The organism is Mesorhizobium sp. LNHC209A00 (assembly GCF_000502915.1).
Lineage (GTDB): Bacteria > Pseudomonadota > Alphaproteobacteria > Rhizobiales > Rhizobiaceae > Mesorhizobium.
This window is the reverse complement of sequence record NZ_AYWT01000006.1, coordinates 22,410-35,789: the sequence shown is the minus strand read 5'-3', so window position 1 is coordinate 35,789 and position 13,380 is coordinate 22,410. Positions and strand designations below refer to the sequence as shown.

The window sequence follows — 13,380 nt, the reverse complement described above, 5'->3', positions numbered from 1 at the left end:
AATGGCCGTCGCTGATGCGCGCTTCGCGCCTGTTCCACTTCGTCAACTGATGGCGTTGAAGCGCCCGACAGGCGAGACTCTGGCCGGTTTGGTGATGGCCAAGACCGGGCATGTTTTCAGGGATATCCGCTTACTTGAGACGGCCTTGACGCATTCCAGCGCGGTCAAGGCGACAAGCAACAATCAGCGTCTTGAATTCCTCGGCGACCGCGTGCTTGGTCTTGTCGTCGCCGATATGCTTTTCGAGAAATTCCCCGATGCACCGGAAGGCGAAATCGCGCCCCGTTTCAATGCGCTGGTCGATGCAAAAACATGCTCGGAAGTCGGCATCGAGATGCAGCTGGAGAATCTGGTTCGGGCCGACGCCGCCTTGAAGACGCGATCGCGCGGCTACGGCGGAAACTATCTGGCTGATGCCGTCGAAGCCCTAATCGCGGCAGTTTACATCGATGGTGGTATCGACGCCGCGCGGCGGTTCGTTCTGCGTTATTGGGAGCCACGTTCGAGCACGGTTGTGACGAAGCCACTTAATCCGAAATCCGATTTGCAGGAATGGATTGCCAAGTCGAGTGACGCGCGACCCGAATATGTGATCGAAAAACGCGAAGGGCCCGACCATCAGCCGGTCTTCACTATTTCTTTGCAGGTTAGCGGCTTTGCACCTTCCATCGGTACCGGCGGCTCCCGCAGAGCGGCCGAAGAAGCGGCGGCTTCGGCATTTCTCGTGCGCGAAGGCGTGTGGGCCAATAAAGGGAGCGCGGCATGACCGCAGAAGATACTGCAGCCGCTCCCGTCACGCACTCCGGCTTCGTTGCGCTGATCGGCGCGCCCAATGCGGGCAAGTCGACGCTGGTCAACCAGCTGGTCGGCGCCAAGGTCTCGATCGTCACCCATAAGGTGCAGACGACACGTGCCATCGTGCGCGGCATCGCCACGCACGACAACGCGCAGATCGTCTTTGTCGACACACCGGGCATCTTCAAACCCAAGCGGCGGCTCGACACCGCGATGGTGACCACCGCGTGGGGAGGCGCCAAGGACGCCGACATCGTGCTGCTGCTGATCGACGCCGAGCGCGGCATCAGGGGCGATGCAGACGCCATCCTCGAACGGCTGAAGGACGTGCGCCAACCGATGGTGCTGATTCTCAACAAGGTCGATCGGGTCAAGCACGAGGCGCTGCTGGCCCTGTCCGCGGCAGCGAACGAGAAAGTGCCGTTCCAGCGCACCTTCATGGTCTCCGCGCTGACCGGTTCCGGCTGCAAGGACCTCCTCGACTATCTGGCGCAGGCGCTGCCGGCCGGTCCCTGGTACTATCCGGAAGACCAGATTTCGGACCTGCCGATGCGCCAGCTGGCAGCCGAGATCACCCGCGAAAAACTCTATCTCAGGCTGCATCAGGAACTGCCCTATTCCTCGCACATCGAAACCGAGAAATGGGAAGAGAAACAGGACGGCTCGGTGCGCATCGACCAGACCATCTTTGTCGAGCGCGACAGCCAGAAGAAGATCGTGCTTGGCCACAAGGGCGAGACCATCCGCGCCATCGGCCAGGCCGCGCGGATGGAAATATCAGGCATACTGGAACAGAAGGTCCACCTGTTCCTGTTCGTGAAAGTGCGCGAGAACTGGGGCGATGACCCCGAGCGCTACCGCGAGATGGGGCTGGAGTTCCCCCGCTAAGGCCGAAAAATCCTGGCACGTCATCGGCGCGGTGCTGGCCGACCACAAGCATTGGGCGTGAGGCCAACGCATGTCGCCCGGAAGTGTCCTCGGTTCCGGGACAACGACATGCATAAAATCGGAAGCTTACAGCAGGTCGGCGAATCCGATTCGCCGCTACGAGCTGTAGAGCACGCCGCGGCTTTACGGGAACCGCTCCCCGGGTGCCGGAAAGCAGCTAAGGCGAAGCGCCGGTTCCTCCACGCGGGCCCGCCATGGCGCGAGACCAACTCAGATTCTTGGCAAGCCGCCAACGAAGCGGCGACGCGCCATGAGGCCGGCTTTCAGCGCGGTGATCTGGAGCCGCTGATGGTGTTGTTTTCGCGCCGACAGCGATACGAGGACAGAAATCGCAGATTTATCGAGCTATCTTAGATTTATACTTTTAGAAGACTGTAATCCACAGAATTGACCGGCAAATGTAGAAGGATAAATCTAATTATTACAAAAATATGACGACGTTCCATTTGTGCCGTTTAAAAAACTCAAGCCAGCATCGCCTAGTGTTATTTGTGCAACACGGATTTAATCTGTGGCGAGAATCCAGCGCATTTATGGAATTGTCATTGAAGGTGGACGATTGGTGGGTATGTTCGCCGCGAAAAGGGGACGCGGTGCGGGCCTTTTTCATTGTGGGGGTGAGGCGGGAAAACATATCCGCCAGCCACAATTCAGAAGCCATTTTTCAAACTTGACTGGAGAGGTCAGAAAATGAACATCAAGAGCCTCCTTCTCGGCTCAGCCGCGGCTTTGATCGCGGTGTCCGGCGCGCGCGCCGCGGACGCGGTTGTCGTCGCCGAACCGGAACCGGCCGAATACGTCAAGATCTGCGACGTCTACGGCGCCGGCTACTTCTACATCCCGGGCACCGAGACCTGCCTGCGCATCGGCGGGTATGTCCGTTACGACATCGGCGTCGGCGATGCCGGTTCGTTCGATGGCGTCAACCACGTTCCGGATCACCAGGACGGCAGTACACATTCGACCTACTACAAGAACACCCGCTTCACACTGAAGACCTGGACGGGGCAGGAAACCGAACTCGGTACCCTGAAAACCTACACGGAGACCCGCTTCAACTACGGCAACAGCTCCGGCGACTACATTAATCAAGGCGCCTCCAACGCCGACGATTGGCAGGGCCGTAACAAGTCTCTCTCGCTGCGCTTCGCCTGGATTCAGCTCGGCGGTCTGCGCGTCGGTAAGGACGATACGGCTTTCGATACGTTCATCGGCTATGCCGGCAACGTCATCCAAGATACGATCGTCCCCTATGGCGGACAGGAGAGCAATGTCGTTCAATACTACTTCGACGCGGGCAACGGCTTCTCGGGGCTGGTGTCGCTCGAAGAAGGCGCTGGCAAAACCGGCACCATCGACAGCTATGTCCCGCATGTCGTCGGCGGCTTGAAGTACAAGGCCGACTGGGGCGCGATCACCGGTGTTGTCGCCTATGACAGCAATTATGAGGAAGTGGCCGGCAAGGTTCGTCTGGACGTCAACGTCACCAAGGAACTGTCGCTGTTCGTCATGGGCGGCTACGGCACCGATGACAACCTCACCGATCCAACCAACTTCATCAACGCCAAAGGTCGCGGCTTCTACAAGCAGTGGGGCGGCAACTGGGCAGTCTGGGGCGGCGGCACCTACAAGTTCAACGCCAAGACTTCGTTCAACGCCCAGGTCTCTTATGACGACTGGAAGAACCTCGGCATCGCCGCCAACATCGCTTATACTGTTGTGCCCGGATTCACGGTCACGGCCGAAGTCGATTACCAGAACGTCGGCAATGACACCCCGGCCAACTCCGTTTGGGCTGGCGCGACTAAGAAAAGCAACGTTGGCGGCATCCTCCGCTTCCAGCGCTCCTTCTAAGGCTTGGACTGACCTCAGCAACCGCCCGCGGCACATCGCTGCGGGCGGTTTTTTTGCCTCGTTGCGAGAGCCGGCACAGGCGCCAGACCCATACCTTGATTTCGCCACCCGTTCGGTGAAAAGCTTCTAGTATGGAATGGCGCGACGAGGGAATCATTCTCGGCACCCGCAGGCATGGCGAAACCAGCGCCATTCTCGAGGTGATGACGCGCGCCCATGGCCGCCATCTCGGCCTCGTGCGCGGCGGCCGCTCCCGCAAGCAGCAGCCCGTTCTCCAGCCAGGCAATCGTGTCGATCTCTTGTGGCGCGCGCGCCTTGACGAGCACCTGGGCACCTTCCAGGCCGAAGCGATCGAGATGAACGCCGCCCGGCTGATGGACAGTGCCATTGCCGTCTACGGCCTGCAGACGATGGCGGCGCATCTGCGCCTGCTGCCCGAGCGCGATGCCCATGGCGGCCTCTACGAGGCGCTTTCGGTGATGATCGTGCACCTCGACGACGCGGATGCCGCCGGCGAACTGGTGGCGCGTTTCGAGCTTCTGATTCTCGATGAACTCGGCTTTGGCCTCGATCTCAGCCAATGCGCCGCCACCGGCACAAGGCAGGATCTGGCCTATGTCTCGCCTAAGTCCGGGCGCGCGGTGTCGCGTGAAGCCGGGGCGCCATGGCACGACAAGATGCTGGTGCTGCCCGCCTTCCTGCAGCGTGGCTCCGGCCAGCGCGCCAATCAGGCGGCGATCGCGGACGCCTTCCGCCTGACCGGCTTCTTCTTCACCCGCCACGTCTACGAGCCGCGCGGCATCGATCAGCCCGACGCGCGCGCCGGCTTTCTGGCCGCACTGCGCAAGCACCACGCAACGCAGAGGCCCATCGCCGGAGAGAGCGCGGCCAGAGAAATCATCCGGTGAGCGAAGTCGAACTCTATCCGGGCCGCCGCTCGGCCTCGGCACCATTCCTCATGCCGACGTCCTGAAATACACCGGCCTGGAATTGCTGCAGCGAATCGTCGACGGCAAATACCCGGCACCACCGATCTCCCTCCAGCTCAGCTTCGCGTTGACCGAGGTATCGGAAGGTCGCGCCTTGTTCCGCGGCGTGCCGAATGAACGCCACCTCAACCCGCTGGGCGGCGTTCACGGCGGCTGGGCGGCGACGCTGCTCGATTCAGCGTTGGCTTGCGGGGTGCGGACCCTGCTTGAGAACGGCGAGGCTTACACCACTGCAGAGTTCAAGGTGACTTAACGCGGCCGATCACGCCCAGGACCGGTGAGGTTGTCTGCGAAGGCAAGGTGGTTCACAAAGGCCGCACGCTTGCCGTTTCGGAAGCGACGCTGAAGGATGCCGGCGGCAAGCTGCTGGCTTTCGGTACCGAGACATGTTCGATATTTCCAGCCGCCAATCTGGCGGCACGTTGAATTTTCAGCCGTTTAGCCGCCGTAATTGAATGTCAGTGAGATGAAGCGTCAGTGAAAACTGGCCTGGTTTGGGGGAACCGCCATGTTTGAGAGCCTGATCGGCCTCGTCGCCATCATTGCCTTGTTCGTCATCATTTCGCGTCAGCAGGGCCGCATCGGCCTGATCGAGCGCGAGCTTGGCGCACTGCGCAGCCTCGTGCTTTCGGGCGCGGTATCGCCCACGGTCAAGCCATCGGAACTGGAAGTGGCGCAGGGCACGGCCGACACGGCTCCGGTGGCCGCGCCTGCCGACATCGCCCCGGCAGCAATCGGCGAGCCGGCACCCGCACTACAGGCCACGGAGTCGGAAATTCCGGCAGGAGAGAGTGTGCCCGGCCCTTGGAGCGCGCCCGAGATCACACCGAAAACGCCAGAGGTCGCGCCGGCCGCGGTCGCCAAAGCCGCTCGCCAGTCCGACGTCGAGACCGCGCTCGGCACGCGTTGGGCGGTCTGGGTTGGTGGCATTGCGCTGGCTCTGGGCGGCTTGTTTCTGATCCGCTACACCATCGAGGCCGGCATTTTCGGGCCCGGCGTGCGGCTCACCATGGCGGCGGTGCTCGGGTTGGTGCTGGTCGCCGGCGGCGAGTTCATTCGCCGCACCGGCTTCAAGGTACCGGTGCAAGGTATTGCGGGCGCCTATATTCCGGCGATCCTGACCGCGGCCGGCGCCTTCATCCTGTTCGGCACCGTCTATGCCGCCCATGGCGTTTACGGTTTTATCGGCCCGGCGCTTGCCTTTACGCTGCTCGGTGCGATCGGCATTGCCACCATCGCCGCCGCTCTCGTCCATGGCCAGGCGCTGGCCGGCATCGGTCTCGTCGGCGCCATGGTGACGCCGGTGCTGATCGCTTCGCAGGCGCCCAATCCGTGGGCGTTGTTCGGCTATCTCGCCATCGTGCTCGCCGCCACTGGCGTGATCGCCCGCATGCGCGACTGGAATGCCCTGATGGCGGCCGCTTTTTTCGGCACAGGCGTCTGGACCATCCTCTACATGACCGACGCACCGGGCGCGAACCTCTCCGCCATCTTGCTCATCGACGCCGTGACGCTGGCTGTGCTCGCCCTTGTCTGGCTGAGCAGTCGTGGCGGCCAGACCGGACAAGCAGGGACTTTCGACTGGCCATCCATCGTGCCTGGACTGTTCGTCGCCTTCTCGGCGCTTGGCCTCTCGGTTGACCCGGTCTTCGCCGCTGCCGGTGATGCTTTGCCGGGCGCGGTGCTGCTTATCGTGATGGTAACGGTCGCCCTCTACCGCCCACTGGCGCTGCCACTACTTTACGCCGCTGGACTGGTGACGGTGCTTATCTATCTCGGCATCATCCCGCCAACGTCTATCGCTTCCGACTTTTCGGGCGGCGCTTTGGGTGTTGATGGAGCGCCCGTGGCCAGCGCCAACGCGCTAAGCTTGCGTATCGGTATTGGCCTCGGTCTGGTTTTCGTCGCCGCTGGTTTGTGGGCCGCGCGCCGCTTCGTCGCCACGGCGCAGATCCGAGCAGCCTCTTGGGCTGCATGGGGTGTCATCGTGCCGCTGGTCATCCTGCTGGCGCTCTGGTTCACCTTCGGCAATCTCGACCGCGACTTTGTCTATGCCGCCGTCGCGGCCCTGCTGGTCCTGGCCTTCGCCGCCGGCGGCGAGTGGATCGCGCGGGCTGAGGAACCGTCGCTCAAGGGCGGAGCCGCAGTGTCGTTTGTTTTGGGCGGCGCGGCAGTCGCCGGCCTCCTGATGCTGCATATGGCTTTTGATTCCGGTTGGACCACCATCCTGCTTGGTGCCGCCGCGATCGTGCCGGCGCTCGCCACGCGCTGGCGCTCCTATCCTGTGCTCGGCTGGATTTCGGTCGCCGCTGTCATCGTGGTGCTTGGCCGCGCCGCCTTCGATCCGACGATCGTCGGCGCCGAATTCCTGTCGACGACACCGATCTTCAACTGGTTGCTGCCGGGCTACGGCGTGCCGGCGCTCGCCTTCGGCTTCGCGGCCTGGCAACTCGCCCGAACCACCGATGGCCGTCCACGCCTGGCCATGGAAGCGGCGGCGGCACTGTTTGCGCTGCTGACGCTCGCCATGCTGGTGCGTCACGCAATGCATGGCGGCGCCATCAACAGCGATGCGCCGACGCTCGCCGAACAGGCGATCTACACGCTGATCGCCATCGGTGCCGGCGCCATCCTGATCGCCATCGACAGGCGCTCGCCAAGCTCGGTGCTGCGCTATGGTTCGATGGCGGTGGGCGTGCTTTCGGCCGCCTTCATCGTCATCCAGCATTTCCTGGTGCTCAATCCGTTGTTCACGGACGAATCGACCGGCCGGATCCCGGTCTTCAACCTCTTGTTCCTCGCCTATCTCCTGCCCGCCGTCGCCGCCGGTGGTCTGGCGCTCTATAGCAGGGGCAAGCGACCGAAATGGTATTCGGCCATGCTGGCGCTGATGGCGGCGCTGCTTGCCTTCGCCTATGCCACGCTTTCGGTCAGGCGCCTGTTCAAGGGCGAGTTCATCGGCATGTGGAGCGGCCTTGGGCAGTTGGAGACCTATACCTATTCGGCGCTCTGGCTGGTTATCGGCGTGGCGCTGCTCACGGCTGGCGTCTGGCTGAAATCGCAGGTGCTGCGCATCGCCTCCGCCGCGCTGATCGCGGTGGCCGTCCTGAAGGTCTTCCTGTTCGACATGTCGGAACTGGAAGGGGTGCTCAGGGCGCTGTCCTTCATCGGGCTCGGCGCCGTTCTGATCGGCATCGGTCTGTTCTACCAGCGGCTGCTGACGCGGGCGGCAAAGGAGAAATTGCTGGCCGGCGAACAATAATAGCCGGAATTCAACGCTGTGCGGGAATAAACCGCCATCCGCCGGCGTTATCTCAATGCTTGGGTGACCGGAGCGGTGGACCGCTTCGCGCTGGCTGCTTGCGCCGTGCCGGGAAGGCGCGTTCTATCGGGATCAACAAGGGCGACCTCAGAACCAGCGGTCATGGACGAAAAAAAGGCAGCAATCCTTGGCGAAATACCGCGCCTGCGCCGCTACGCACGCTCGCTTCTGCGCGGCCGTGATGCTGCCGACGACCTCGTTCAGGACTGCCTCGAGCGTGCGCTGTTGCGGCTCGACAACTGGCAGACGGGAGAAAGCCCCAGGAGGTGGCTGTTTACGATCATGCATCATTTGTTCATCGACCAGATGCGCAAGGTGAACCGCCGCGGCGAAGCGGCGATGCTGCCGCTGGAGGCGGGCGAGGCGGTTGCCCAGCCGCCCCAACAGTTGGATGGCATCGCTTCGCGCGAGATCATGGACGCGTTGCAGGCGCTCAGCCCCGATCGCCGCGCGGCCATTGTCATGGTTGCCATAGAAGGCTTTTCCTATGCCGAGGCTGCCAACATTCTGGGCGTTCCCGCCGGCACGCTGATGTCGCGCATCGCGCGGGGGCGTGAGGAATTGCGCGGGCTGCTGGACGACACAGCGCGCCGCCGCGCCATAAGGATCGTCGAGAAATGATCCGCCGCGATTTTTCCGAACGGGACATCCATATGGCGCTCGACGGCGAACTGCCGGCCGATGAGCGCGCCGCCTACGATGCCTGGCTCGACGCCAATCCCGAGATGAAGGCCAGGAGCGCCCGCTTCACCGCCGACCGGGAGGCGTTGCGCTCGGCCTTTGCCGGCGTGCTGGACGAGGTGGTGCCAGTGCGCTTGCGCAAGGTGGTCCTCGGTGAAGCGCCTGTTAAGCTTGCTGCGCCACGCTCACGCTGGTGGCTTGCCGCCGCCGCGGCCGTCCTTCTCGCCACGGGCGGATTTGGCGGCTACTTTGCGGGTATCGGAAGGATCGGGCAGGAGGATCCGGCGGAGGATCAGCTCGCCGAACAGGCGATCGCCGCCCATGTCATCTATGCCGCCGAGAAGCGGCACGCGGTGGAAGTGCCGGCCAGCGACAAGGATCATCTGCAGACTTGGCTCTCCAACCGGGTCGGCCTGAAACTGGTGGCACCGGACCTAAGCGCGAACGGCTTTCAGCTGGTTGGCGGCCGGTTGTTGCCGGCGGGGGAAAGCAAGGCCGCGATGCTGCTCTACGAAGACGATAAGGGCGAGCGCATATCCCTCTTCGTGACGTCGGAATCGACCGAGAATGCCAAGGGCACCTATGCTTCGGCGCAGGACGGTCCGCGGGCCGTCTACTGGCTGGATAAGGGCTATGGCTGTGCCGTCGTTGGTTCGCTGCCGCGCGAGCAGTTGGCGGCCGTGGCCAAGAGCGCGTATGGCCAGCTTCTGGCCGGTCTGTCCAGCTGAGCCGGCAGCGATCTTGCGCGGCCGGCTGGCATGAAAACAGCGGTTCCGTTCAAAGCTTGCCGGCTTCCCTGCCGTCGCGGAAGCTGTCACAATTCGGCCCTAATCAAGGAGCGATAGCGCTTGGTGAATACCGGCGCTTCGGCCGGTGTCTGCGACGCTTTTCGACCGGGGCCGTTGCCGCAACGCAATCGAGGTTTTCTCAAGCCGCATGCCTGCCGAGATCCGCACGGCCCGCGCGTCTGACGTCGATGACCTCGCCGCCATCGAGAAAGCTGTATTCTCGAGCGACCGCATTTCCCGCCGCTCCTTCCGCCTGTTCATCGAGCGCGAGACCGCCGAGACGCTGGTCGCCGAAATCGATGGCCGCGTCGGCGGTTATGCGATCGTGCTGTTTCGCAAGGGCAGTGGGGTGGCACGGCTCTATTCGATCGCCGTTGGACCGTTTTTCGGCGGGCTCGGCATAGGTCGTCAATTGCTGGCCGCGGCCGAAGAGACAGCCTTCGAACACGGCCGCATGATGCTGCGTCTCGAAGTGCGCGAGGACAATGGCCGTGCCATCAGCATCTATGAACAGGCCGGCTACCGCAAGATTGGCCGCGAGCCCGGGTACTACGAGGACGGCGCGACGGCACTGCGCTATGAAAAAACCCTGCGCGGCGACCTTCCGGTCGCCACCAGGGTGCCATTCTATCAGCAGACCTGCGAGTTCACCTGCGGCCCATGCTGCCTGATGATGGCCATGGCCAATTTCGATCGTGGCTTCGTGCCCGACCCCGTGATGGAAATCCGACTCTGGCGCGAGGCGACGACCGTCTTCATGATGTCAGGACCGGGCGGCTGCGAACCATTCGGCCTGGCTGTCTCGGGCTACGAAAGCGGGCTTGCGGCGGAGATTTACGTTTCGTTCTACGGCGCATTGTTCCTGCAGTCGGTGCGCAGCGAGGACAAGCGCCGGGTCATGGAACTGGCACAGGTCGACTTTCGCCGCCGCGCGGAACTTTACGGCATCCCGGTGAATTACCGTCCATTCACCATCGACGATATCAGGGCGGCTCTCGCCGGGGGCAAACTGGTGCTGGTGCTGATCAGCGGCTTCCTGATGTTCGGCAAGAAGGTGCCGCACTGGGTGCTGGCCATCGGCGATGATGGCGATCATATTCTGATCCACGATCCGTGGGTCGAGGATGAAAGGCAGGAAACCATCCTTGATGCCGCCAACATTCCCGTGCCTTACGGCATCTTCATGAACATGGCGCAGTTCGGCCGCGACGGACTGCGTGCCGCCATCACTTTGGGAAAGAGATAATGACCTGGGTCATTCTTACCGGCAGGCAGAGCGATCTCGACCAGGTGGCGACGCCGCACAAGATCATCACCAATCGCGACTATCTCGCGCATCCCTCGCTGTTTCGCGGTCAGCGGCCTAAGGTCATCAACCTGTCGAACAACTACGGCTATCAGAGCCGTGGCTACTATGCCTCGCTGCTGGCGAGTTCGCGCGGCCACAAGGTCATCCCGACGGTCGAGACGATGATCGACCTGTCGGAGCGCAAGCTCTACGAGCACGCCTTGCCGGAACTGGAACTGGCGCTCAACAAATGCCGCAAGGATCTCGGCGGCGTATTTCCGGCGAAGGTCTGCATCTTCTTCGGCATCGGCCCGTCCAAGGTCTGGGACCGTTTCGCCAAGCTGTTGTTCGACTGGTTCCGGGCGCCGGCGCTCGAAGTCCATATCAAGGACAGCGCCGAATGGGCTTCGATCCGCAAGATCGGCTTCCACCCCCTGGCTCGGATGACGGAGGACGAGGAAAAAAGCTTCATCCAGTGCCTGGAGACCTACACCAACCGCGAGTGGCGCGACACCAAGGGCCGCACGCCGGCGCGTTACACCTTCGCCACGTTGGTCGATCCGCATGAGGAATTGCCGCCCTCGGAAATCTCTTCGCTGCGCTACTGGGCCAAGATCGCCGAAAAGATGGGGGTCGAAATCGAGCCGATCACCAGAAAGGATCTGGCCAAGCTCGCGAATTACGATGCACTGTTCATCCGCGAGACCACCTCGATCTCCAACCACACTTACCGCTTCGCTCGCCGCGCCCAGCAGGAAGGCATGCCGGTCATCGACGACCCGCTGTCCATGATCCGCTGCACCAACAAGGTCTATCTCAACGAACTGATGGCCTACAACAAGGTGCCGGTGCCGCCGACGGTGATGATCGCCGGCACCTCTGACCTCGAACTGGCCGCACAGACGCTGGGTTTTCCTCTCGTGTTGAAGATCCCGGATTCGTCCTTTTCTCGCGGCGTCAAGAAATGCGAGAACCTGGAGGAGTTGACGCGGCTCGCGACCGAATGGCTGGAGGAATCTGACCTTCTCATCGCGCAGAAATTCATCCCGACCGAATATGACTGGCGTGTCGGCGTGCTCGGTGGCCAGCCGCTGTTTGCCGTGCACTATCTGATGGCCAAGAAACATTGGCAGATCGTCAACCACAAGGCCAATGGCAAGCCCGACCAGGGCGGCATCAAGACCTTCACGCTGAAGGAGACGCCGGCCCATGTCGTCGAGACCGCCGTCAAGGCGGCGCGTTGCATCGGCGACGGTCTCTACGGCGTCGACCTCAAGGAGACCAAGGACGGTGTCTTCGTCATCGAGGTCAACGACAATCCAAACCTCGATCACGGCTGGGAGGATTCCGGCGAGAAGGACGAGGTCTGGGTGCGGCTGACGCAGTGGTTCCTGGAGCGGCTCGACAGGCCTGGGCGGTAATTCATCCGAGGGGAATATGCAGTTCATCGTCATCGAGGATTTCACCGGCTGCGACCGCAAGGAAATCTACCGCCGGTTCCGCGACCGCGGCCGACTGAAGCCGGAGGAGCTTGTCGTGCATCACAGCTGGATCGCGGCTGATATGAGCCGATGTTTCCTGCTGGTGGAGAGCGATGACGTCACGTCGCTGCAGCGCTGGGTCATCGAATGGGCTGATCTGGTCGAGTTCGAGATCGTGCCCGTGGCGACCAGCAAGGATATGGTGGCGGCCTTGAGCGGGCACCTCTGACCATAACCCTCCCGGTCAGCGCAGCGCCGGCGAGCCAACCGCGTGCTGGCATTCGTTGACCAGCCAATCGCGGAACGCGGCAACGACATCGCGCCTTGCGCTTCGCTCTGGAACCGTCAGGCAATAGGGCTGGCGCAATGCAATCGCGCCGACGGCCGGCCGGACCAGCCTGCCATCCTCCACCGCTTCGGCACAATAAATCCCTTGCGCCAGCGCCACGCCCAACCCCGAAATGGCGAGGTCTAGGGCCGCGCGCGACGAATTGGCCGAAAGGCCGCGCCGTGCCGCTCGGCCAGGGTGAGCACCCGCGACCTCGAACCAGTTGGGCCAGGACGGAAACGATGCGCCTGTCGGCCCCCAGTCGGTGTGGATGAGCGGCAGCCCGGCGAGCGGCTCGCCACCCGCCTTGGTGATGCCGGCAAGCCCTGGCGCGCAGACGGGATAGACGGCGTCCCGGGCGATCTCCTCGGTCGGGTGCTCGCGATAATGCGGACCATAGGAAAGCCTGATGTCGATCAACTCGCGGTCGAACGACACCGGGTCGTCATCGCCCCGGAGCGATATGTCAGCGGCGCCGTGGCTTGCGACAAAGCCGGCGAGGCGGCGCGAGAGCCAGCCCATGGCCATGGATGGCGGCACCGACACCACCAGGCGCGGGCGGAATGCATCGGCGCCCAGTTCGCGCGAGACACTGCCGATCTCCTGGAAGGCCACCGTCAGCCGAGGCAGCATTTCCACGCCGGCCTCGGTGAGGACAACGCGGCGGTTGACCCGATGAAACAGCTTGCGCCCCATCTGCTCCTCCACGGTTCGGATAAGCTGGCTGACGGCGGCGGCCGAAACCGAAAGCTCTTCCGCCGCCGCGGCAAAGCTGCCGGTGCGCGCCGCGGCCTCGAAAGCCTGAAGCCCTTTCAGGGATGGGGATGAGACCATGATCGCTGATAGCTAAGGTAAGCTTATCCAAATCGCAGGAATCGTCGTTTCTGGAAAGCTTTTTCGTCGACT

At 62.8% G+C, this 13,380-nt stretch carries 13 protein-coding genes; 12 read left to right on the top strand and 1 reads right to left on the bottom strand.

Annotated features, from left to right (window positions below):
- Nucleotides 1-49 precede the first annotated feature (49 nt).
- The 12 genes from rnc (at nt 50) to X739_RS149785 (ending at nt 12,375) form a co-directional block, all read left to right on the top strand.
- Nucleotides 50-766, top strand: a complete 717-nt coding sequence (gene rnc, locus X739_RS149740) for a ribonuclease III (RefSeq protein ID WP_023771634.1) — start codon at nt 50-52, stop codon at nt 764-766.
- Nucleotides 763-1,683 (top strand): GTPase Era, encoded by a 921-nt coding sequence (era, locus tag X739_RS149745; protein ID WP_023771635.1) that lies wholly within the window; start codon nt 763-765, stop codon nt 1,681-1,683. The genes rnc and era overlap by 4 nt, the downstream gene beginning before the upstream one ends.
- A 750-nt stretch (nt 1,684-2,433) precedes the next feature.
- A complete protein-coding gene (locus X739_RS149750) occupies nt 2,434-3,597 on the top strand; it encodes a porin (protein WP_023771636.1) in 1,164 nt (387 codons plus the stop codon).
- Between the two features lie 131 nt (nt 3,598-3,728).
- On the top strand, nt 3,729-4,505 hold the full coding sequence (gene recO / locus X739_RS149755; RefSeq protein WP_023771637.1) for a DNA repair protein RecO: 777 nt from the start codon (nt 3,729-3,731) through the stop codon (nt 4,503-4,505).
- A gap of 82 nt (nt 4,506-4,587) precedes the next feature.
- Nucleotides 4,588-4,839, top strand: coding sequence for a PaaI family thioesterase (locus X739_RS1000000170555; RefSeq protein ID WP_245273872.1), 252 nt, complete (start codon nt 4,588-4,590; stop codon nt 4,837-4,839).
- A 47-nt stretch (nt 4,840-4,886) separates the two neighbouring features.
- Nucleotides 4,887-5,012 carry a hypothetical protein gene (locus X739_RS1000000171185; RefSeq protein WP_263486561.1) on the top strand — a complete coding sequence of 42 codons (126 nt, stop codon included), beginning with the start codon at nt 4,887-4,889 and terminating at the stop codon, nt 5,010-5,012.
- A gap of 82 nt (nt 5,013-5,094) precedes the next feature.
- The gene (locus X739_RS149760) at nt 5,095-7,848 is read left to right on the top strand and encodes a DUF2339 domain-containing protein (RefSeq protein WP_023771638.1); all 2,754 of its coding nucleotides are present in this window, start codon (nt 5,095-5,097) and stop codon (nt 7,846-7,848) included.
- Nucleotides 7,849-8,010: 162 nt separating this feature from the next.
- The gene (locus tag X739_RS149765) at nt 8,011-8,529 is read left to right on the top strand and encodes an RNA polymerase sigma factor (protein WP_023771639.1); all 519 of its coding nucleotides are present in this window, start codon (nt 8,011-8,013) and stop codon (nt 8,527-8,529) included.
- Nucleotides 8,526-9,317, top strand: coding sequence for an anti-sigma factor (locus X739_RS149770; protein ID WP_023771640.1), 792 nt, complete (start codon nt 8,526-8,528; stop codon nt 9,315-9,317). Before X739_RS149765 ends, X739_RS149770 begins: the two co-directional genes overlap by 4 nt.
- Before the next feature lie 208 nt (nt 9,318-9,525).
- Nucleotides 9,526-10,623 (top strand): peptidase C39 family protein, encoded by a 1,098-nt coding sequence (locus tag X739_RS149775; protein ID WP_023771641.1) that lies wholly within the window; start codon nt 9,526-9,528, stop codon nt 10,621-10,623.
- Nucleotides 10,623-12,086: a RimK family protein gene (locus X739_RS149780; RefSeq protein WP_023771642.1), complete on the top strand. Its 1,464-nt coding sequence runs from the start codon at nt 10,623-10,625 to the stop codon at nt 12,084-12,086. Before X739_RS149775 ends, X739_RS149780 begins: the two co-directional genes overlap by 1 nt.
- Before the next feature lie 16 nt (nt 12,087-12,102).
- Nucleotides 12,103-12,375, top strand: a complete 273-nt coding sequence (locus X739_RS149785) for a DUF3303 family protein (protein WP_023771643.1) — start codon at nt 12,103-12,105, stop codon at nt 12,373-12,375.
- A 15-nt stretch (nt 12,376-12,390) separates the two neighbouring features.
- On the opposite strand, the gene X739_RS149790 is transcribed toward X739_RS149785, so the two are convergent.
- Complete coding sequence (locus tag X739_RS149790) at nt 12,391-13,308, bottom strand: LysR substrate-binding domain-containing protein (protein ID WP_023771644.1); 918 nt, start codon at nt 13,306-13,308, stop codon at nt 12,391-12,393.
- Between the last annotated feature and the right edge of the window lie 72 nt (nt 13,309-13,380).

Excerpts from the sequence above, each read along its gene's own strand:
- rnc (WP_023771634.1), top strand. The coding sequence starts at position 50 with ATGGCGTTGAAGCGCCCGACAGGCGAGACTCTGGCCGGTTTGGTGATG.
- era (WP_023771635.1), top strand. The coding sequence starts at position 763 with ATGACCGCAGAAGATACTGCAGCCGCTCCCGTCACGCACTCCGGCTTC.
- X739_RS149750 (WP_023771636.1), top strand. The coding sequence starts at position 2,434 with ATGAACATCAAGAGCCTCCTTCTCGGCTCAGCCGCGGCTTTGATCGCG.
- recO (WP_023771637.1), top strand. The coding sequence starts at position 3,729 with ATGGAATGGCGCGACGAGGGAATCATTCTCGGCACCCGCAGGCATGGC.
- X739_RS149760 (WP_023771638.1), top strand. The coding sequence starts at position 5,095 with ATGTTTGAGAGCCTGATCGGCCTCGTCGCCATCATTGCCTTGTTCGTC.
- X739_RS149765 (WP_023771639.1), top strand. The coding sequence starts at position 8,011 with ATGGACGAAAAAAAGGCAGCAATCCTTGGCGAAATACCGCGCCTGCGC.
- X739_RS149770 (WP_023771640.1), top strand. The coding sequence starts at position 8,526 with ATGATCCGCCGCGATTTTTCCGAACGGGACATCCATATGGCGCTCGAC.
- X739_RS149775 (WP_023771641.1), top strand. The coding sequence starts at position 9,526 with ATGCCTGCCGAGATCCGCACGGCCCGCGCGTCTGACGTCGATGACCTC.
- X739_RS149780 (WP_023771642.1), top strand. The coding sequence starts at position 10,623 with ATGACCTGGGTCATTCTTACCGGCAGGCAGAGCGATCTCGACCAGGTG.
- X739_RS149785 (WP_023771643.1), top strand. The coding sequence starts at position 12,103 with ATGCAGTTCATCGTCATCGAGGATTTCACCGGCTGCGACCGCAAGGAA.
- X739_RS149790 (WP_023771644.1), bottom strand. The coding sequence starts at position 13,308 with ATGGTCTCATCCCCATCCCTGAAAGGGCTTCAGGCTTTCGAGGCCGCG.